Source organism: Asanoa sp. NPDC049573 (genome assembly GCF_040676615.1).
In the GTDB taxonomy this organism is placed as follows: Bacteria; Actinomycetota; Actinomycetes; order Mycobacteriales; family Micromonosporaceae; genus Asanoa.
On sequence record NZ_JBFAPI010000011.1, the window covers coordinates 51,335 to 69,384 of the forward strand.

Sequence of the window (18,050 nt, forward strand, 5' to 3'; positions counted from 1 at the left end):
GTTTTGGCCGGAACCTTCCGGCGCCACCCGAGACGAGTAAACGGCCGTGAATGGTTGCCGCCTCGCCGAAAACGGTTCGCCAGTTTTTTGGCACCCGGCCTAAGCTGCGCAAATGTTGCTCCGCATGTCGACGCTGTTCCTCCGCACGCTGCGCGAGGATCCGGCCGACGCCGAGGTCGCCAGTCACCGCCTGCTGCTGCGGGCCGGCTACATCCGGCGGGCCGCGCCGGGTGGGTTCACCTGGCTGCCGCTCGGCAAGCTGGTGCTCGACCGGGTCACCGAGGTGGTCCGCGCGGAGATGGCCGCGGTGGGCGGCCAGGAGGTGCTGTTCCCGGCGTTGCTCCCGCGCGAGCCCTACGAGACGAGCGGGCGATGGACCGAATACGGCGACGACATCTTCACGCTGACCGACCGGCGCGGCGCCGAACTGCTGCTGGCGCCCACCCACGAGGAGATGTTCGCGCTGCTGGTGCGCGACCTGTTCAGCTCCTACCGCGACTATCCGGTGCTGCTCTATCAGGTGCAGACCAAGTTCCGTGACGAAACGCGGCCGCGCGCCGGGTTGATCCGCGGGCGCGAGTTCCTGATGAAAGACGCCTATTCGTTCGACCTTTCCGACGACGGGCTGCGTGCGGCCTATGCGGCGCTGCGCGAGGCGTACCAGCGGATCTTTGATCGGTTGGGGTTGACCTATGCCATCGTCTCGGCCGTTTCCGGGCTGATGGGTGGGTCGGCGTCCGAGGAGTTCCTGGCCACCACGCCGATCGGTGAAGACACCTACGTCGGCTGTGCCGCCTGTTCCTATGCGGCCAACACCGAGGCCGTGGTCACGGCGCCGGCGGTCTCCGGGGATCCGCTCGCGCAGCCCGCGGCAACCAGCCATGACACGCCGGACACGCCGACCATCGAGTCGCTGGTCGCGCTGGCCAACGCGGGTCGGCTCGGCGATCGGGCCGACTGGACGGCCGCCGACACGCTGAAGAACGTGGTGGTGGCGGTGACGCCGCCCGGTGGCAAGCCCGCCCCACTGGTGATCGGGGTGCCCGGTGACCGCGAGGTCGACATGAAGCGGCTGGCCGCGGCGGTCGCCCCCGCGACCGTCGAGATGTTCGACGACTGGGCCGCGGTGCCGTCGCTGGTGCGCGGCTACATCGGGCCGCAGGTGCTCGCCGGGCTCGGCATCCGCTATCTGGTCGACCCGCGGGTCGCGGTCGGCACGGCCTGGCTGACCGGGGCGAATGAGGTCGGCCGGCATGCCGTGCACGTCACGCACGGGCGCGATTTCGTGGCCGACGGCACGATCGAGGCCGCGGAGGTGCGGGATGGCGACCCCTGCCCGGCGTGCGGCGACGGCGTGCTGACGATGCGGCGCGGCGTCGAGATCGGCCACATCTTCCAGCTGGGCCGGCGGTTCACCGACGCCTTCTCGATCGACGCGCTCGGTGCCGACGGCAAGCCGGTGCGGCCGACCATGGGCTGCTACGGGATCGGCATCTCGCGTGCCGTCGCGGCGGTCGCCGAGCAGCACCACGACGAGCGCGGGCTGCTCTGGCCGGCGGCGATCGCCCCGGTCGACGTGCACCTCATCGCGGCCGGCAAGGGCGACCAGGTGGCCGGCGCGCTCGCGCTCGGTGCACGGCTGTCGGGCCTCGGTCTGCGGGTGCTGGTCGACGACCGCCCGCAGGTCTCGCCGGGGGTCAAGTTCACCGACGCCGAGCTGATCGGCATCCCGCTGGCCGTCGTGGTCGGCCGCCGTTTCGGCGAGGGGTTCGTGGAAGTGCGTGATCGGGCAACCGGCGAGCGAGAGGACATTCCCGTCGAGACGCTTGCTGAGGCGATTGCGGCGCGCGCCGGCATTTCCGGCGTACCGTCGGCTTAGCGCAGCGGCGGCCGGTCTACCGCCGCTACACGAGGGGGACCGGGAGGGGCCGTGGCGACAATGCGTGTCTCGGACGTGATGACCAAGCGGATCGTCTACCTACCGTCGCAGACACCTCTCGACGAGGCCGCGCGGGCGATGGCCGAAGCAGACATCGGTGACGTCGTGGTGACCGAGGGCGCCAACCTGGCGGGCATGGCCACCGACCGCGACATCGTCGTGCGGGCCGTGGCCACCAACAAGAAGCCGTCCGCGGTGACGCTCGGCGAGGTCGCGGTGCGCGAGATCGTGATCATCGAGCAGTCGGCGACCCTCAAGGAGGCGGCCGACCTGATGCGCCAGCGTGCCGTGCGGCGCGTCCTGGTCGCCGACGCCGACCGCCAGTTGGTCGGCATCATCGCGATGGGCGACCTTGCGTTGATCCACGAAACGGCAGTCTCCGGCCAACGCAACTAGTCTTGCCTGCATGCCACCGAAGCTGGCCGAGATCGTCGAAGAGTTCCGCACCGCGCCGCGCGATGTCGTGCTCGAGATGCTGCTCGAATACTCCGACGCGGTGCCGGCGTTGCCGGCCTCGCTGGCCGGCCATGCCGGCATGGAACCCGTGCCCGAATGCCAGACACCGTTCTTCCTCAAGGTCGAGGTGGCCGACGACAAGACGGTGACCGCGTGGTTCGACTGCCCGCCGGAGGCCCCGACGACCAGGGCCTTCGCCGGCATCCTGTCCGAGGGCCTGGCCGGCGCGACGGCCGACGAGGTGCTCTCCGTGCCCGACGACCTCTACCAGCAGATGGGCCTGGCGCAGGCGATCAGCCCGCTGCGGGTACGCGGGGGCGGCGCGATCCTGGCTCGGCTCAAGCGTCAGGTGCGGGAACAGATCGCCTGAGCCGCGGGTTCCCCCTGCCGTGGAGATCGAAATCTACGGCGACGTCGTCTGCCCCTGGTGCTTCATCGGCAAGCGCCGGCTGGAGAAGGCCCTCGAGTCCTACCCCGGCGACGTGACGGTGCGCTACCGCCCGTTCCAGCTCGACCCGTCCCCGGTGCCGCGGCCCGAGCCGACCATCGAGGCGCTGGCGCGCAAGTTCGGCGGCCCGGAGCGGGCCCGCCAGATCACCGAGCAGACCGCCCAGACCGCGGCCCGCGACGGCCTGGAGATCAACTTCGCCAAGTCGCTGACGGCCAACACGTTCGACGCGCACCGCCTGGTCCGCCTGGCCGACCAGGTCGGCAAGTCCGCCGAACTGGTCGAGGCGCTCTACCAGGCGCACTTCGTCGACGGCGTCGACGTGGGTTCGCACGCCGAGTTGGCGCGGCTGGCCGGCACGGTCGGGCTGGATCCGGCCGAGGCGCTGGCCTACCTCTCGTCCGGCGAAGGCACCGACGAGCTGCGCGCCGAGCTGGCTGAGGCGCGCGACCTGGGGATCACCGCGGTGCCGATGTTCGTCTTCGCCGGCAAGTACGGCGTGAGCGGCGCCCAGGAGCCCGCGACCCTGCTGCAGGTGCTGGCCGAGGTCGAGCAGCGCGAGGCCGCCTCAGCCAGTTGATCTTCATGTTCCACGTGGAACATGGGCCGTCAGCGGGCCAGGTCGTCGACCACCTGGGCGTTGGGCAGTAAACCGAGTGCCGATCCCGGCAGCTCGATCTTGCTGTGCCGCACCCCGGACCCGATGATCACCCGCGGCGTCGCGGCGACCCGGGCGTCGACCAGGATCGGCCAGTCGGCCGGCAACCCGATCGGCGTGATGCCGCCGTACTCCATGCCGGTCATCTCCACCGCTTCGTCCATCGGCGCGAAGCTGGCCTTACGCACGTCGAGCATCTTCCGCACGACGCCGTTGACATCGGCCCGGGTGGTGGCGAGCACCAGGCAGGCGGCGTAACGCACGTCGCCGCCCCGCTTGCCGGCCACGATCACACAGTTGGCCGACACATCGAGCCCGACCTCGTAGGCGTCACAGAAGGCGGCAGTGTCCGCAAGGTCAGGATCGATCGGCGCGACGAGGATGTGGTCAACCGGCACCGAGGCGCCCGCGGGCCAGTTCTCCAGGGCATCCACAACCGGCTTCGCCAACAGGTCCACCCGGGCCAGAGCGGCTTCGGTTTTCAGCGTTCCCATCACAGCGCCGATCCTGCCACGTCACCACGGAGCCGTACGGCCCGCTCATTCACGCCGCGCGCCCGCGAGATCCCCCTGGGCGGCGGCTCCTGCCCTCAGCCTGGCGGTGCGACTTCGCGCTAGGTGATCGCCTCGCTCCGGCCGACGGGGTGCCGACGCAGCCCTTACCAGGGGGCGGCCGAGTTCGGCTGGGTCTGGCGGAGCTGCGAAACGTAGCTGGGGCCGCTTTGAGTCGGGTCGCGTCGAGAACCGCTCGTCACCCGTCTTGCCGGTGGGGCATGGAGTCGTATCGGTCCGTTGCCGCACCCCAGGTCGCGAAGGTGCCGTCCTTGGCCTGGTGCGTCCCACAACCGGCAGACCTCGACCGTCTCAACCGGCGAACCTGGATCGGCTGGTCGGCGTGTCGACGGTGGCAGCACGCCTACTGGCACGTGGCCGACACCGAGGCGAAGATCGCCGAGGTCGTCCGCCCCCCTTTGAGGCCTCGCTCTTCCTGTTACCGCATCCCGTAACTCGGCCGCGTCGCCGACGCGAGCGCTCAGTCGACCGATTGCAGCGCGATCGGGCGGATCGAGCAGCCTCTGCTGCTGCACCCGTTGCGGTGGCAGGACCCCCCACCGGCGCCCGCAGGCCGCGAGCGGAGCGCCGCGATGCCACCGCTGGGCAGGCGCAGGTCGCGGCCGGGGTCCCCTACCGTTAGCCCGCGCGTTCGGCCGCAGCAGCAGCTGCTGGCCGGCGACCGCAGCGCGTTTGCCGCACCGACCGCGGGCGCGCGGGCCGGCGCGACAGCTCGGCGAGCCGCAGGCGCCGCCCGCAAGGCTCGATCTGGCGCTCGCCGCCGGCCCGCGCTGGCCGCCGCGTGCCGGGCCCTGGCCACGTAGGCGCCAAGCCACCGCTCGACCGGGACGAACAGAGCGCCGCTCGCGAACGCCAGGCCGCGGCCGGGGCGCGGCCGGCTGGCCCATCAGGCACCCACGTGGGGGCCAGCGCCACCTACGGCCCGGACCCACGACGCCGACGCGCCGCCAGCTAGCCCATCAGGCACCCATGTCAAGGCCCGCCGCCACCTACAGCCCAGACCCACGACCCCAGCACACCGCCAGCCAGCCCATCACGCACCCACGTCAAGGCCCGCCGCCACCTACGGCCCGGACGCGCGGCACCGCTACGGCGTGGTGATGTTCCAGCGCTTTTCGAGCTGCCGGCGGCCCTCGTCGGTGATGCGCAGGGCGCGGTGCCCCGGGGCCCGGCGGACGAACCACCCCTCCCCCAACGCGTGTTCACACACCGCCGCCCCCAGCGCCCCCGCGAGATGTGGCCGGCGCTCGGTGAAGTCGAGGCATGAGCGGGCGAACGCCCGCCGGCTCGCCTGCGGGCCCGCGACGTCCACCCCGGCGTCGGCCAGCGCGGACGCCCCGTCCGCGGTCAGGGTGAAGCCGTCGCCACCCGCGGTCAGCAGCGACTGCGACACGAACGCGTCCACCAGGGCGACCGCCACGACGCCGGCCAGGTGGTCGTAGCAGGTTCGGGCGAAGGTCATCGCCTCGTCGGTGCGGGCCTGGCGTAGCGAGCGGATCGGCCGTGGCGGGCTGATCGCGCCCAGCGCCTCCAGCGCGTGGGCGACATCCGAGGACGCCAGGCGGAAGTAGCGGTGGCGGCCGCTGTGTGTGACCGAGATCAGGCCGCCGTCGAGGAGTTGGCTCAGGTGGCCGCTCGCCGTCGAGGCCTGTACGCCGCCGGCGCGGGCCAGTTCGCCCGCGGCCAGTGACTGGCCGGAGAGCAGGGCGTCGAGCATCGCCGCCCGGGCCGGTTCGGCGATCAACCGGGCGACCGCCGTCAGGTCGACATCGGTGGTCATCGGCCAACAGTAGGCCCGGGACAGTTCGGGCCCGGCCGAAGCGTTCCGAGCCTACGGTCGCTCCATGATCACGGAGTTGATTCCGCAGGCGGTCGACGAGGTGCTGGCCCGGGCCACCGGCTGGCTCGGCTGGGATGGGCGGCCGGTCTATCGCGACGGCAACGCGTGGACGCCGCACAAGGCGATCCGCCGGGTCGCCGATCATCTGGTCGACCACCTCGCCGAGATCGACTGCCGGCTCGCCGGGCTGCCGACCGTTGCCGACGAGTGGCACGGACGGACGGTCACCACGCACGCCGACTTCGCGCATTTCACCGAGGTGGACCTCGACGAGGCCCGGAGCCGGCTGACCCGGTTGGCCGCCTGCTACCGCGCGCGGCTGGTGGCGCTCGAACCGGAGACGCTCGACCACAAGCCTGACGACGCCTGGAGCCTGCGCCAGGTGGTCGAGCACGTCGCCAACATCACCTACTACGCACGCATGGTCGACGGGACCGACTAACCCGACCCGCGTCAGTCGCTCGGCGCCTCCGATGGCGCCGGCGCCGTGGGGGATGGCGGTGTCGTCGGGGCGGCGGGCGACTCCGGCGGCTCCGTCGGGCGGGTCGTCGGCCGCTGGCTCGGCGACGGTGGCCGGGACGGCGTCTCCGTCGGCCGCGGTGTCGCCGTCGGAGAGGGCTGCCGCGCGGTCGGCCGCGGCGTCGTCGGCCGCGGCGAAGGAACGTCGTCGCGCTGGTCGACCACCGGGCGCCGGGGTGGGGCCTGGCCGCCCGCGGCCTCGGGATCGGGCCGCACGAACAGGTACGCGACGAAGGCCACCACGAACACCACGGCCAGGATGATCGTGGACAGGCGGACCCTGCCCAACCGGCGTAGCGGGCTCATGAGGCGGCCATCGGCTCGGCCGTGTCGACCTGGGCGGCGACCAGGATGCCCTCGTGCTGGAAGGCGATCGCCACCCGCGAGCGCAGTTCGCGCCCGACGTCGAACTGCTTGCCGGGCAGCGTGCGGGCGACGACCCGCAGGTGCACGGAGTCGACCTCCATGCTCTGCACGCCGAGGACCGTGGGCGCGTCGAGCAGCAACTGGCCGAGGGCCGGGTCTTCGACGGACGCGGTGGTGACCTCCTGCAGGATCTCGCGGGCCCGGGTCAGGTCGACGCTGATCGGCACCGGCACGTCGACCACGGCCCGGGCCCAGTCGCGGGACATGTTGATGACCTGGGCGATCTGCCCGTTGGGCACGATCACGACCTCGCCCTGCAGGGTGCGCAGGCGGGTGATCCGCAGCGTGACCTCTTCGACGGTGCCGGTCACCCCGCCCTCGGAGCCGAGCGCGGCGAAGCGGATCACGTCACCGAAGCCGTACTGCCGCTCGAAGATGATGAACGTGCCGGCCAGGATGTCTTGCACGATGCGCTGGGCGCCGAAGCCCAGTGCGACACCGAGCACCGCCGCCGGGGCGACCAGGCCGGTCACCGGGACGCCGAGCCTCGCCACGATGAGGACGGCCGCGATCGAGTAGATCGTCACGATCACGACCCAGGTCAGGCCCTGGGTCACGACGTGGCGGTGTTTGGCGCCCTCGTCGGCGATCTGTTCGGCGCCCGCCGGCCGGGCGTCGATGCGCCGGTAGATGCGGCCACTTATCCAGTGGGTGAGACGGGCCAGCAGGATCGCGCCGGTGACGAAAAGCACGATCTCCAGACCGTCGCCGCGTAGCCAGTCGGTCAGATCGTTGATTGGAGCCATCGCCACCGCCATGGCAACCCATCCTGACACGACCGGTCGGTGGCCGCACCAGCCGAGCAGCTCGTCAGGCCGGTTGAACAGCCCGCACGATCGCCTCGCCGAGCTGCACCGGGCGGGTGAGCTGCGGCCAGTGCGAGGTGGGCAAGTCGATGTAACTGACGTCACGAACCCGTGCCAACTCCGCCGTGTAGGCATGGCCTTCGTCGATGAAATGGCGCAGCATGCCGCTCGGCATCTCGCACGCGATCACCATCGCCGGCACCTCGTAACGCCGCGGGTCGGAAAGGGTGAACTTGTCGGACGTCACACGCGCCGGCGTCGGGATCGCCCGGGCCCGGAAGGCGGCGCGCAACGAGTCGTCGAGGTCGACCAGGCTTTCGTCGTCGAACTCGGACCAGTCGGGCAGCGGCACTTCGCCGTCGACCGCCGCCAGGTTGGGGTTGATGTTGTCGCCGTCGGCGATCGGCACCGAGTCGACGTAGACCACGCGGGCGATCCGGTCGGGTCGCGCGTCGACCACGGCGTGCGCGATCGCGCCGCCGCCGGAGTGCCCGACCAGGACGACGCCCGGCTCGAGCGCGTCGACCACCGCCACCACCGCGTCGACCTGGTCGCGGGCGGTGATCGCGGATCGGTCGGCGGCGCCACGATCCATGCCGGGCAGGGTCAGCGGATGACTGCGGTGCCCGGCTGCGGCGAGCACCGGAACAACGTCGTCCCACGACGACGCGTCGAGCCAGAAACCGGGAATCAGCACGATGTCCATGCCGGGCAGGCTAGGCCCACCCACCGACGAAATCACACCTCGACGAACCGCACATGCGGCCGCCGGCGCAGCCGGATCCCGAACGCCACCGCGACCACCAGCAGCAACAACCCCGCCGTGAGCACACCGTGCAGCACCCCGCGATCGAGATATCCGACCGACGTGTGGTCGATCGCGTAGGTCCCGATCTCCCGGCTGAACCAGAACGGCAATACCCGCGCCGCGTTGCCCGCCGGGTCGAGGATCATCTGCAGCCCGACCACGGTGAGCAGCACCAGCATGCCTTCCAGATCGCGCGGCAGCAGCGCGCTGACCGCGAGTCCGAACAGCGGCGCCACGAGCGCGCCGAGCAGCATGATCACCGCGATCGCGCCGTACCGCACATCGTGTTGGTCGAATCGGATCAAGGCGAAGTACGGCAGCGACAGCGCGACACCGAGCGTCCACAACGCGACCAGCCGCCCGAGGAAAAGCTGGTGCGTGCGATAGCCCGACAGCCGCAGCCGCGGTTCGAGCGACCGCGCCGCCGAGCCCACGAACAGCGCCGCCGTGCTCAGCGCCCAGCTCAACCCCAGGCACACGAACCTGATCGACTGGCCCAGGTGGTCGCCCCGCCGAGCCAGGTAAAAGGCCAACGGCAACAGCAGAAGCAGCACGAGTACGCCGCGCCGCCGCCCCGTCTCACGCAGTGTCATCTCGGCGATCGTCAGCGTCCGGTTCACGCCGCCACCCCCGAGAGGTCGAGCACCACGTCGACCCGGTCGAGCTGGTTGAGCAGGTGGGTGACCACCACGACGGCCCGCCCGGCATCGCGCCAGCGCCACACCTCGTGCCAGAAGTCGAGATAGGTGCCCCGGTCGAAGCCCTGGTAGGGCTCGTCGAGCAGCAACACGTCAGGGTCGCCGAGCCCGGCCAGCACGAGGTTGAGCTTCTGCCGCGTGCCACCGGACAGGTGCCGGGCCTGGGCGTCGCCGGGCGCCCAGTCGAGCGCCGCCGCCTGCCGCGCGCCGGCTCGCGCGGCCGCCGGCCGCGACACGCCCCGACCGGCCCCGATCAGCGTGAAGTGCTCGTCGGCGCGCAGGAAGTCGGCGGTCCCGCCGGCCTGCGGGCAGTAGCCGAGCGTGCCGTGCACCTCGACCTGGCCGCCGTCGGCACCGTCCAGCCCCGCGCAGATCCGCAGAAACGTGGACTTGCCCGACCCGTTGGCGCCGACGACGGCCGCGACCTGCCCGGCCCGCACGGTCAACGAGACACCGGAGAGCACCGTGCGCTTCCCGTACCTCTTGACGATGTCGACCGCCCGCAGCCGCACGGGACCCGCGGACCGCGAGACGAACGCCGGGCCACCGACGCTGTCGGCGACCGCCGCCGCATAGGCGTCCGGCGGCCCGAACGCGCGCAACGGTGGCTCGCCGCTGTCGCGCAGGTGCCCGGCGGCCTCGGCCACGACGTGACCCGCCAGGTCGGGCCCGACACCGTGCCGCCGGAGTTCGTCGCTGAGTGCGGCCAGCCAGATCTCGTGTCTCACCGCGCCGTCCTTTCCTGGAGTATCGCGCCCACTCCGCCGGCGAACGCCGCCCATTGCCCGGCGGCGTCGGCGACGACCGCGAGGCCCGCGGCGCTGATCGTGTAGTACTTGCGGGCCGGACCCCCGCCACCCTCGCGCCAGTAGACGGTCACCAGGCCGGAGCGCTGCAACCGCAGCAGCACCGGATAGAGCGTGCCGCCCTGGATCGCACCGAGCCCGGCCGTCTGCAACGACTGGGCCAGCTCGTAGCCGTAGGAGTCGCCGCGCGCGAGCAGCCCGAGGACGCACAGGTCGAGCACGCCTCTCAACCACTGCGCACGGCGATCTTGATCCACGGTCAAGCACGCTAGCACGGCCATCTAGATAGCGGAACCATCTAGTGCGCGAGTGCCGCCGTCGGTGCCAACCGCGCCGCCCGGACGGCCGGATAGAGCCCGGCCACGGCGCCGATCAGCAGCGTCGCGCCGGCCGCACCGAGCGACGCCCACGCCGGCACGACCACGGGCCAACCCTGTGTCATCGCGTACGCCGTGGTCACCCCGATGCCGAGCAGCACGCCACCGAGCCCGCCCAGCGCGCACAGCAACAGCGACTCGGCCAGGAACTGCGCCCGGATCTGGCCGCGGGTCGCGCCCAGCGACCGGCGCAGCCCGATCTCGCCCCGCCGTTCGAGCACCGAGATCACCATCGTGTTGGCGACACCGACGCCGCCGACCAGCAGCGCCACCGCGCCGAGCCCGAGCAGCAGCCCGGTGAACGCGTCGTCGGCCGCCCGGCCGGCCGCGAGCGCGTCGGACGGCCGCGACACCTGCACCTCCGACGGCGACTCGGGGTTGGCGGTGTTGGCCAGCACCGCGGCCACCGCCTCGACCGACGGCTCGGCCGCCCGGGTGTAGATGGTCGTCGGGTGCCCGTCGAAGCCGAGATAGCCGGTCGCCGCTTCCCAGCCGACGAGTGCCGACGAGTCGAGTTCCGGCGCCAGCGGCACCGGCGCGAGCACGCCGACCACGGTGAACCAGGCGTCACCCAGCCAGACCGGCTGCCCGGCGACCGCGCCCAGCCGAGCCGCCGCGGCCGCGCCGAGCACGACGGCCGGATACCGCGCGGTGGCCGTGTTGAGCCAGGCCCCGTCGGCGACCGTGGCGCCCACGGTGGCCGGCAGGTCGAGATAGCTGGCCACCACCGCGATGCTGCCGTTGCGCTCGGCCGGTATCCGGTCGGTGCGGTAGACGCGGGCGTCCACGCGGCCGGTCGCGCTGACCGAGGTGACCGGGCCGATCCGGCCGACCATCGCGGGCGCCTCGACCGGCAACTCGGCCGGCTCGTCGGCGAACAGCTTGGTACCCGGCCCTACGGTGAGCAGGTTCGTGCCCAGCCGATCGAGCGTGCGGTGCAACTCGGCCCGGCTCGACGCGGAAACCCCGACGACCGCGGTCATCGCGGCGATGCCGATCGCGATGCCGAGCGCGGCGAGCACCGCCCGCAGCGGGCGGGAGCGCAACCCGGCGACGGCGAGCCGGGCCAGGTCGGCCGGGCCGAGGCGGGCCGCGGTCAGGAGTCGCATGTGACACCCCCGTCGCGGATCTCGACCCGCCGCGGCAACTGGGCCGCGATCTCGCGATCGTGGGTGATCACGATGACCGTGGTGCCCGCGGCGTGCAGGCCGCGCAGCAACTCCAGCACGGCGGCGCCCGACGCCGAGTCGAGGTTGCCGGTGGGTTCGTCGGCCAGCAGCAGCGACGGGCCGCCGACCACGGCCCGGGCGATCGCGACCCGCTGCCGTTCGCCGCCGGAGAGTTCGTGCGGCCGGTGTCCCAACCGGTGCCCGAGCCCGACGGTGGTCAGCGCCTCGCGGGCGCGGGAGAGCCGCGCCGACCGGCGGACGCCGGCATAGAGCAGGCCGTCGGCGACCGCCTCCAGCGCCGGCACCCCCGGTGCCAGGTGGAACTGCTGGAAGACGAAGCCGATCAGGGTGGCCCGCAGGGCGGAGAGCCGGCGGTCGGAGAGAGTGGCGACGTCGTACCCGGCGATCTCGACCTGTCCCGAGGTCGGCCGGTCGAGGGTGCCCACCAGGTGCAGCACGGTCGACTTGCCGGAGCCGGACGGTCCGACGATGGCGACCAGTTCGCCCTCGTCGACGGTCAGCGAGATGCCGTCGACGGCGACCACCCCGCCCGGATACTCCTTGCGCACGTCGCGCAGCGCGACCAGCGTCATGACGGCACCCCCACGGTCATCCCCGCGTCCAGCCCGGCGCCGGTGACCTCGACCCGGCCGCCGGCGAACAGCCCGGTCTCGACCGCGAGGTAACGGCCGTCGGCCAACTGCACGCCGTAGCCGCCCTCGGCCAGCGCGACCAGCGCCTCGACCGGCACGGTCAACACGTCGTCCCGCCGCGACGCGGTCAGCGACACGTCGACCGGTCCCTCCTGGAGATCGCCGAGCAGCTTCTGGTCGGCGACCGTCACCGTCACCTCGACGGTGGGGTCGCCCTGGGCCGGGGCCGTGGCGACCGCGCCGACGGTCGCCACCGTGCCCGGTGCGGTCCGGCCGTCCGGCAACTCGATCGTGGCGGCCGCGCCGGCCACCGCGAGGCGCCGGTCCGCGACCGGCAGGTCGACGGTGACCAGTCGGGCCGTGCCGGTGTAGCTGACCACCTGGCCGGCCGCCGGCGCACCGACCGGTGCGGTGTGCCCGGCGATCCGGATCGGGCCCGGCGCGTAGGCGACCAGCCCTGCGGTGACCGTGCCGGTCTCGTCGACGCCCAGGTCGCCTTGCCAGTCCCGCACCGCGTCGGCGGTCGCGCCGGTGTAGTCGTCGTCGACGGTGAAGCCGGTGTAGCCCAGCGCCGCGAGGTTGCGCTCGAACTGGGCCACGTCGGGACCCTCGACGCCCCGCGACAGCGGCCGGTAGACCGGCAGCGGGCCGTAGAGCAGCACGACCGGCGCACCGTCGACCCGGAACACCGGCTTGCCGCGGGTCACGGTCGCGCCGTCCGGCGCCAGCCAGGTGACCATGCCGCCGCTACCGCGCACCGCGACCGGGTCGCCGTAGCCCAGCGAGCCGTCGACCTCCTCGCTGTCGACCAGCGTCTGCCGGGTCACCACGGCGGTCCGCGACGGCAGCTCGCCGGCGTGCGCCGTACCCCCGTCGCCGCCGCCGAAACCGACCGCGGCCGTGGCCGCGGCACCGGCCGCGACCACCGCGATGCCGGTCGCCAGGACCACACGCCGGTTCACTTGCCGGCCCCCGCGCTGCCGCTGGGCGCGGGCACGATGTCGCGGCACTGGTCCAGCGCGGCCAGCACGTCGTCGTCGTGCTTGTCGAGGATGTACTCGCGGATGGCGCCGCCCTCGGGATCCGGGTCGGGGAAGTCGGGCACGCCGTTGGCCCGCATGCACTCCGCGAACGCCCGCTGCCGGTCGAGTTGTCCGGGGTCGAGTTTGGCGTCGGCGCCACCGTTCGGCATGAACTCGCGGCACGCGTCGACGGCGGCGAACACCTTGTCCTTGTCGACACCGTCCAGGCTGGCGCCGAGCTTGCCGCCGGGCTGGGGGTCCGGCAGGTCGACGCCGTGCTCCCGCATGCACTCGGTGAACCGGCGGCCACGCTCCTCGTCGGACACCGCGCTCGGCGACGGGCCGGCCGTCGCCGCGCCACCACCGGCCGTCGCCACCGCGGGCTTCGCCGCACCCGAACAGGCGGTCAGACCAAGACCGAGAGCCAGCAGGGGTACGGCCAGCCATCGTTTGACGGTCATCGGTTTCTCCTTTCCGTAATACGTCGCTGTGCAGTGCACGCGGTCGCGGATAAGGCCGGCATCAAGCCGGCGCGATCGCTTATGGCGGCCTTATCCGCCGGTGGGCGACCATGGCGGCATGCGGGTGCTGGTGGTGGAAGACGAGCGGTTGCTGGCCGACGCGGTCGGCGAAGGGCTGCGGCGCGAGGCCCTCGCGGTCGACGTCGTCTACGACGGCGATGCGGCGCTGGAACGGCTCGGCGTCAACGACTACGACGTGCTGGTGCTCGACCGCGACCTGCCGATCGTGCACGGCGACGACGTGTGCCGGGCGGTGGTCGCCTCCGGCGCCGACACCAGGGTGCTGATGCTGACCGCCGCCGTCGACGTCGCCGACCGGGTGGCCGGCCTCGGGCTGGGCGCCGACGACTACCTGCCGAAGCCGTTCGCGTTCGTGGAACTGGTGGCCCGGGTGCGCGCGCTGGGCCGGCGGGCCCGGCCGGCCGCGCCGCCACTGCTCTGCCGGGCCGGCCTGGCCCTGGATCCGGGCCGGCGCGCGGTCACCCGCGACGGCCGGCCGCTGGCGCTGTCCCGCAAGGAGTTCGCGGTGCTCGAGGAACTGCTCCGGGCCGACGGCGCGGTGGTCAGCGCCGAGCAACTGCTGGAGCGGGCCTGGGACGAGCACATCGACCCGTTCACCAACGTGCTGCGGGTGACGGTCATGACGCTGCGCCGCAAGCTCGGTGAGCCGCAAGTGGTGCACACCGTGCCGGGAGTGGGGTATCAGATCCGATGAAGCGATGGACGGTGCGGGCCCGGCTGACCGCGACCTACGGCCTGGTGTTCCTGGTGAGCGGCATCGCCCTGCTCGCCGTCACCTATGTGCTGATGGACGCCACGCTCGACCACCAGAAGATCAGCGCCTCGGTAATCTTCGACGCGAAGAAGGGCCAGGTTCTGCCGGCCGGCGCGAAGGAGTTCCTGGCCGGGTTGGCGGTCGACAAAGACATGATCAGCAAGGCACTGCAGGCCCGGCCGATGACCGACGAGGAGCGCGAACAGATCAAGCAGAGCGTGGAGCTGGCACAGCGGCTCCAGGACGACATCAACCAGCGCACGCTCAACTCGCTGCTGACCCGGGGCGGCGCCGCCGTCGGCATCGTGACGGTGGTCGGCCTGTGGCTGGGCTGGCTGATGGCGGGCCGCACGCTGCGCCCGCTCACGCAGATCACCGCGACCGCCCGCCGGGTCGCCGACCGCAACCTGCACGAGCGGATCGGCCTTTCCGGGCCCCGCGACGAGCTACGCGAACTGGCGGACACGTTCGACGACATGCTGGCCCGGCTGGACGCGGCCTTCGACGGCCAGCGGCGGTTCGTCGCCAATGCCTCACACGAATTGCGTACGCCGTTGGCGGTGAACCGCACGCTCCTCGAGGTGGCGATGGGCCGGCCCGGCGCGCCGCGGGAACTGGTCGAGATCGGCGGGACCCTGCTGGAGGTCAACGCCCGGCACGAGCGGCTGATCGACGGCCTGCTCACGCTGGCCCGCTCCGAGCAGGTGGTAACCGATCCGGTGCCGGTCGACCTGGCCGAGGTCGCGACCCGGGTGCATGAGCAGTTCGCCGGCGAGGCCCGCGATGCCGCGCTCTCGTTCGAGCGCGGCGGCGCCCGGGCGCCCACGGCCGGCGACCCGGTGCTGCTCGAACGGCTCGCGCAGAACCTCGTGGAGAACGCGATCCGGCACAACGTGGCGGCCGGCTGGGTCACGGTGACCACGCGCTCGTCCGCCGACCACGCGGTGCTCACGGTGGCCAACACCGGCCCGGTGGTGCCGGCGGTCGAGGTGTCCCGGCTGTTCGAGCCGTTCCGCCGGCTGACCGACCGGGTCGGCTCCGCGCGCGGCACCGGGCTGGGGCTCTCGATCGTGCGCTCGGTGGCCCGCGCGCACGGCGGCGAGGTCGCCGCGCACCCGCGCGACGGCGGCGGCCTCGTCGTCGACGTGACCCTGCCGCTGGCTAGGTGAGCGTGCGCAGCAGTTGGGCGACCGTCTCGAAGGAGGCGGTGCCGAACTCGAGGTTGGTGGCGGCTTCGGCCAGCGGCCGGTCGGCCTGGGGGTCATAGCCTTCGAGGCCGGTCTCCTCCTCGACGATCCGGCCCAGCAGATACATCGCCTGGAGGATCGCAGTGGCCCGGTCGCCGGTGTCGCCATAGGGGACGTGCATCGCGGCCGAGTCGGCGAACAGATCGAGCTGGATGCTGGTCGGCTCGTGGTTGATCTCGCCGCAGTCGTCGGTCACGAAGAGCGAGACCTCGCCGAGCAGCGCCCGCGCCCGGTCGACCACCCGCTGCCACACGTCGGGTGCGGGGCCGGCGCCGAACTCGTCGTCGCCCTCGGCCGCTTCGAGGGCCTCCTCCCAGCCCTGGCCCGGCTGGCGGCGGACGAACATGAGGTCGTAGCTCACCGGCGCAGGGTACAAGGGCCGCGCACGCCCGTTACTCGCTCAGGATCCGCGCGACCGACTCGAACGACGCGGCGCCGAGGTCGAGATTCGCGGCGGCTTCGCGGATCGGCTTGGCCTGCCGCGGGTCGAAGCCCTCGAGGCCGGTCTCCTCCTCGACGACCTGGCCGAGCAGGAACATCGTGCGCAGCAGGGCGGTGTCGTCGTCCGGAACGGTGAGCTCGGCCGAGTCGGCGAAGAGCAGCAGCCGCAATCCGGTGCGCTCGTGGTGGAGCGTGCCGCAGTCGTCGGTCATCCGCAGCGCGACCTCGCCGAGCAGAAACCGGGCGCGCCCGACCACCCGCTGCCAGACCGCGGCATCCGGGCCGGCGCCGAAATCGTGGTAGTCGTCGGCCGCTTCGAGGGCCTCGTCCCAGGTCTGACCCGGCTGCCTACGCATGAACATGAGTGCATAGCTCACCGGCGCAGCCTACCGAGGGCAAATGCGCCATTCGGTTACCGAAAGGAGCGCACCGCTGACCTGGCGGCCATATTTAAATCGCCGAATAGAGCAGGCTGTGCTGGTGGAGCCGAGGGGACTTGAACCCCTAACCCCTGCCTTGCAAAGGCAGTGCTCTGCCAGTTGAGCTACGGCCCCGACGGCGGGTGGAGCCGCCAGTCGGAAAACTATCGGAGGTCGGGAGCGGTGGTCGCCTCGTGCCACAGAGCCCGCTCGTCGCTGGACTCCTTGACCTTCTTGACCACCAGGGCGGCAACACCCACGACACCGACGATGATCAGGAGCTTCTTCAGCATTTGGTTGCCCCTCACACGTTCGACCGTTTGCCAGACCGTCTGAAGTGGGGCTAGCTGGAATCGAACCAGCGACCTCAGAGTTATCAGCTCTGCGCTCTAACCGACTGAGCTATAGCCCCGTGCGACCGGGCAAGGTTACCGTACCGCTTCCGCTTCCCCCAACTTGGATACCCGGTGCGGCGTCGTGCACCGCACCGGGTATCGACCGTCTGGGTGTCAGTCGCGCTCGGCGAGGGTCAGCTCGACGCCGCCGACCAGGTCGGCGCAGACGTTGTAGATGAACGCGCCGAGCGTGGCGAGCGCGGTGAAGAGCACCACGTTGACCACACCGATCAGCGCCGACGTGCCGATCACGCCCTTGGCGGTGATCTTGAAGGTGCTGCCCTCGCTGCCTCCGCTGGCGCTGATCAGGTCACCCAGGCTTGTGTTGACCTTCTCGAAGACGCCCATCGCGTCGAGCGCGAGGTAGAGCACCGAGGTCGCGACGATGACGACGATGAACAGGACCAGCGACACGGCGAACGAGAACTTGAACACCGACCACGGGTCGATCCGCTTGACGTTGAGGCGGGCCCGGCGCGGGCCGCGGGAGGCGCCGCCGGCCACCGTCGAACGTGCCGTGCGGACGGCCTCGGTCACCCGCGCCGCGCCAACGGCGGACGCGGAACCGGCGGCCGCGTTGCCCGCCACGCCGGGTCGGGTCGCGGTCGCGCCGGCGTCGCCGGGTCGACCGGAACCGTCACCAGGGCGGGAAGCACCGGGTCGCGTGATCGTCGGCGGCGTGCCGGCCGAGGCCGACCCACCGGCCGACGACACGCCGGACACGCCCGAGGACCCCACACCCGAGGACCCCGCACTCGAAGACGCCGCACCCGAAGACGCTGCGCCGACGGCCGCGCCGACCGGGACCGAAGACTGCCCGCCGCCCGAGTCGGAGCCCTCGTCGGGGCTGCTCCCGTTGTCGCCGTCGCCCGGCTTGTCGGGAGGCGGGGCCATGCCCGGTGCCCGGGTGAACTTGGGCTGCGGCGCGTCGGCGGGGACTGCCGCCCGGCCTACTGCCGCGCGGCCGGTCGCAGAGGCGCCGCCCGCGGCGTCGCCTTCGACCGGGTTCGTCGAGGCCCCCGCAGTCCCCGACTTCGCCTGAGTCTCCGTCATCA

The 18,050-nt window shown here is 72.2% G+C and carries 23 protein-coding genes and 2 tRNA genes; 7 read left to right on the forward strand and 18 right to left on the reverse strand.

Annotated elements, in window-relative coordinates:
- Positions 1–112: 112 nt before the first annotated feature.
- From AB0J74_RS23600 to AB0J74_RS23615, 4 genes are read left to right on the forward strand one after another with little or no spacing between them, the layout of a single operon-like run.
- Positions 113–1,879 (forward strand): proline--tRNA ligase, encoded by a 1,767-nt coding sequence (locus tag AB0J74_RS23600; protein ID WP_363451343.1) that lies wholly within the window; start codon positions 113–115, stop codon positions 1,877–1,879.
- Between the two features lie 51 nt (positions 1,880–1,930).
- Positions 1,931–2,335 (forward strand): CBS domain-containing protein, encoded by a 405-nt coding sequence (locus AB0J74_RS23605; protein WP_363451345.1) that lies wholly within the window; start codon positions 1,931–1,933, stop codon positions 2,333–2,335.
- Positions 2,336–2,345: 10 nt separating this feature from the next.
- Complete coding sequence (locus AB0J74_RS23610; protein ID WP_363451347.1) at positions 2,346–2,765, forward strand: SufE family protein; 420 nt, start codon at positions 2,346–2,348, stop codon at positions 2,763–2,765.
- A gap of 19 nt (positions 2,766–2,784) precedes the next feature.
- Positions 2,785–3,423 (forward strand): DsbA family oxidoreductase, encoded by a 639-nt coding sequence (locus AB0J74_RS23615; protein WP_363451349.1) that lies wholly within the window; start codon positions 2,785–2,787, stop codon positions 3,421–3,423.
- Between the two features lie 29 nt (positions 3,424–3,452).
- Here AB0J74_RS23615 and AB0J74_RS23620 read toward each other — a convergent pair whose 3' ends face one another.
- Positions 3,453–3,995, reverse strand: coding sequence for a YbaK/EbsC family protein (locus tag AB0J74_RS23620; protein ID WP_363451351.1), 543 nt, complete (start codon positions 3,993–3,995; stop codon positions 3,453–3,455).
- A gap of 1,165 nt (positions 3,996–5,160) precedes the next feature.
- A complete protein-coding gene (locus AB0J74_RS23625) occupies positions 5,161–5,853 on the reverse strand; it encodes a helix-turn-helix transcriptional regulator (RefSeq protein ID WP_363451354.1) in 693 nt (230 codons plus the stop codon).
- A gap of 64 nt (positions 5,854–5,917) precedes the next feature.
- Between AB0J74_RS23625 and AB0J74_RS23630 the strand changes: the two genes are divergently transcribed.
- Entirely contained in the window at positions 5,918–6,355 is a 438-nt protein-coding gene (locus tag AB0J74_RS23630; RefSeq protein WP_363451357.1) for a hypothetical protein, read from the forward strand.
- 11 nt (positions 6,356–6,366) lie between these two features.
- On the opposite strand, the gene AB0J74_RS23635 is transcribed toward AB0J74_RS23630, so the two are convergent.
- From AB0J74_RS23635 to AB0J74_RS23680, 10 genes are all read right to left on the reverse strand, one after another.
- Complete coding sequence (locus tag AB0J74_RS23635) at positions 6,367–6,738, reverse strand: hypothetical protein (protein ID WP_363451359.1); 372 nt, start codon at positions 6,736–6,738, stop codon at positions 6,367–6,369.
- The gene (locus AB0J74_RS23640) at positions 6,735–7,604 is read right to left on the reverse strand and encodes a mechanosensitive ion channel family protein (protein WP_363451361.1); all 870 of its coding nucleotides are present in this window, start codon (positions 7,602–7,604) and stop codon (positions 6,735–6,737) included. Before AB0J74_RS23640 ends, AB0J74_RS23635 begins: the two co-directional genes overlap by 4 nt.
- A 64-nt stretch (positions 7,605–7,668) precedes the next feature.
- Positions 7,669–8,370: an alpha/beta hydrolase gene (locus AB0J74_RS23645; protein WP_363451363.1), complete on the reverse strand. Its 702-nt coding sequence runs from the start codon at positions 8,368–8,370 to the stop codon at positions 7,669–7,671.
- A gap of 32 nt (positions 8,371–8,402) precedes the next feature.
- The gene (locus tag AB0J74_RS23650) at positions 8,403–9,092 is read right to left on the reverse strand and encodes a hypothetical protein (RefSeq protein ID WP_363451365.1); all 690 of its coding nucleotides are present in this window, start codon (positions 9,090–9,092) and stop codon (positions 8,403–8,405) included.
- Complete coding sequence (locus tag AB0J74_RS23655; RefSeq protein ID WP_363451367.1) at positions 9,089–9,898, reverse strand: ATP-binding cassette domain-containing protein; 810 nt, start codon at positions 9,896–9,898, stop codon at positions 9,089–9,091. Before AB0J74_RS23655 ends, AB0J74_RS23650 begins: the two co-directional genes overlap by 4 nt.
- Positions 9,895–10,233, reverse strand: a complete 339-nt coding sequence (locus tag AB0J74_RS23660; RefSeq protein WP_363451369.1) for a PadR family transcriptional regulator — start codon at positions 10,231–10,233, stop codon at positions 9,895–9,897. The genes AB0J74_RS23655 and AB0J74_RS23660 overlap by 4 nt, the downstream gene beginning before the upstream one ends.
- A 41-nt stretch (positions 10,234–10,274) precedes the next feature.
- Positions 10,275–11,453: an ABC transporter permease gene (locus tag AB0J74_RS23665; protein WP_363451726.1), complete on the reverse strand. Its 1,179-nt coding sequence runs from the start codon at positions 11,451–11,453 to the stop codon at positions 10,275–10,277.
- Positions 11,450–12,115 carry an ABC transporter ATP-binding protein gene (locus tag AB0J74_RS23670; RefSeq protein ID WP_363451371.1) on the reverse strand — a complete coding sequence of 222 codons (666 nt, stop codon included), beginning with the start codon at positions 12,113–12,115 and terminating at the stop codon, positions 11,450–11,452. The genes AB0J74_RS23665 and AB0J74_RS23670 overlap by 4 nt, the downstream gene beginning before the upstream one ends.
- Positions 12,112–13,137: a peptidoglycan-binding protein gene (locus tag AB0J74_RS23675; protein ID WP_363451373.1), complete on the reverse strand. Its 1,026-nt coding sequence runs from the start codon at positions 13,135–13,137 to the stop codon at positions 12,112–12,114. The genes AB0J74_RS23670 and AB0J74_RS23675 overlap by 4 nt, the downstream gene beginning before the upstream one ends.
- Positions 13,134–13,658 (reverse strand): hypothetical protein, encoded by a 525-nt coding sequence (locus tag AB0J74_RS23680; RefSeq protein ID WP_363451375.1) that lies wholly within the window; start codon positions 13,656–13,658, stop codon positions 13,134–13,136. Before AB0J74_RS23680 ends, AB0J74_RS23675 begins: the two co-directional genes overlap by 4 nt.
- Before the next feature lie 118 nt (positions 13,659–13,776).
- Between AB0J74_RS23680 and AB0J74_RS23685 the strand changes: the two genes are divergently transcribed.
- Complete coding sequence (locus AB0J74_RS23685) at positions 13,777–14,433, forward strand: response regulator transcription factor (protein ID WP_363451377.1); 657 nt, start codon at positions 13,777–13,779, stop codon at positions 14,431–14,433.
- The gene (locus AB0J74_RS23690) at positions 14,430–15,662 is read left to right on the forward strand and encodes a HAMP domain-containing sensor histidine kinase (protein ID WP_363451379.1); all 1,233 of its coding nucleotides are present in this window, start codon (positions 14,430–14,432) and stop codon (positions 15,660–15,662) included. Before AB0J74_RS23685 ends, AB0J74_RS23690 begins: the two co-directional genes overlap by 4 nt.
- Here the strand turns inward: AB0J74_RS23690 and AB0J74_RS23695 are convergent.
- The 6 genes from AB0J74_RS23695 to AB0J74_RS23720 form a co-directional block, all read right to left on the reverse strand.
- Positions 15,655–16,101: a hypothetical protein gene (locus tag AB0J74_RS23695; protein ID WP_363451381.1), complete on the reverse strand. Its 447-nt coding sequence runs from the start codon at positions 16,099–16,101 to the stop codon at positions 15,655–15,657. The genes AB0J74_RS23690 and AB0J74_RS23695 overlap by 8 nt on opposite strands.
- A 31-nt stretch (positions 16,102–16,132) precedes the next feature.
- A complete protein-coding gene (locus tag AB0J74_RS23700; protein WP_363451383.1) occupies positions 16,133–16,558 on the reverse strand; it encodes a hypothetical protein in 426 nt (141 codons plus the stop codon).
- A gap of 101 nt (positions 16,559–16,659) precedes the next feature.
- Positions 16,660–16,735 (reverse strand) — tRNA-Ala (locus AB0J74_RS23705).
- Between the two features lie 29 nt (positions 16,736–16,764).
- Positions 16,765–16,893, reverse strand: a complete 129-nt coding sequence (locus tag AB0J74_RS23710; RefSeq protein ID WP_211333954.1) for a DLW-39 family protein — start codon at positions 16,891–16,893, stop codon at positions 16,765–16,767.
- A 45-nt stretch (positions 16,894–16,938) separates the two neighbouring features.
- A tRNA-Ile gene (locus AB0J74_RS23715) sits at positions 16,939–17,012 on the reverse strand.
- Between the two features lie 97 nt (positions 17,013–17,109).
- Positions 17,110–18,048 (reverse strand): DUF3566 domain-containing protein, encoded by a 939-nt coding sequence (locus AB0J74_RS23720; protein ID WP_363451386.1) that lies wholly within the window; start codon positions 18,046–18,048, stop codon positions 17,110–17,112.
- Positions 18,049–18,050 lie beyond the last annotated feature (2 nt).

What these genes read in the sequence shown, in the direction of transcription:
- AB0J74_RS23600 (WP_363451343.1), top strand. Translation starts at nt 113, where the DNA reads ATGTTGCTCCGCATGTCGACGCTGTTCCTCCGCACGCTGCGCGAGGAT.
- AB0J74_RS23610 (WP_363451347.1), top strand. Translation starts at nt 2,346, where the DNA reads ATGCCACCGAAGCTGGCCGAGATCGTCGAAGAGTTCCGCACCGCGCCG.
- AB0J74_RS23620 (WP_363451351.1), bottom strand. Translation starts at nt 3,995, where the DNA reads ATGGGAACGCTGAAAACCGAAGCCGCTCTGGCCCGGGTGGACCTGTTG.
- AB0J74_RS23625 (WP_363451354.1), bottom strand. Translation starts at nt 5,853, where the DNA reads ATGACCACCGATGTCGACCTGACGGCGGTCGCCCGGTTGATCGCCGAA.
- AB0J74_RS23630 (WP_363451357.1), top strand. Translation starts at nt 5,918, where the DNA reads ATGATCACGGAGTTGATTCCGCAGGCGGTCGACGAGGTGCTGGCCCGG.
- AB0J74_RS23635 (WP_363451359.1), bottom strand. Translation starts at nt 6,738, where the DNA reads ATGAGCCCGCTACGCCGGTTGGGCAGGGTCCGCCTGTCCACGATCATC.
- AB0J74_RS23640 (WP_363451361.1), bottom strand. Translation starts at nt 7,604, where the DNA reads ATGGCTCCAATCAACGATCTGACCGACTGGCTACGCGGCGACGGTCTG.
- AB0J74_RS23645 (WP_363451363.1), bottom strand. Translation starts at nt 8,370, where the DNA reads ATGGACATCGTGCTGATTCCCGGTTTCTGGCTCGACGCGTCGTCGTGG.
- AB0J74_RS23670 (WP_363451371.1), bottom strand. Translation starts at nt 12,115, where the DNA reads ATGACGCTGGTCGCGCTGCGCGACGTGCGCAAGGAGTATCCGGGCGGG.
- AB0J74_RS23680 (WP_363451375.1), bottom strand. Translation starts at nt 13,658, where the DNA reads ATGACCGTCAAACGATGGCTGGCCGTACCCCTGCTGGCTCTCGGTCTT.
- AB0J74_RS23685 (WP_363451377.1), top strand. Translation starts at nt 13,777, where the DNA reads ATGCGGGTGCTGGTGGTGGAAGACGAGCGGTTGCTGGCCGACGCGGTC.
- AB0J74_RS23690 (WP_363451379.1), top strand. Translation starts at nt 14,430, where the DNA reads ATGAAGCGATGGACGGTGCGGGCCCGGCTGACCGCGACCTACGGCCTG.
- AB0J74_RS23710 (WP_211333954.1), bottom strand. Translation starts at nt 16,893, where the DNA reads ATGCTGAAGAAGCTCCTGATCATCGTCGGTGTCGTGGGTGTTGCCGCC.
- AB0J74_RS23720 (WP_363451386.1), bottom strand. Translation starts at nt 18,048, where the DNA reads ATGACGGAGACTCAGGCGAAGTCGGGGACTGCGGGGGCCTCGACGAAC.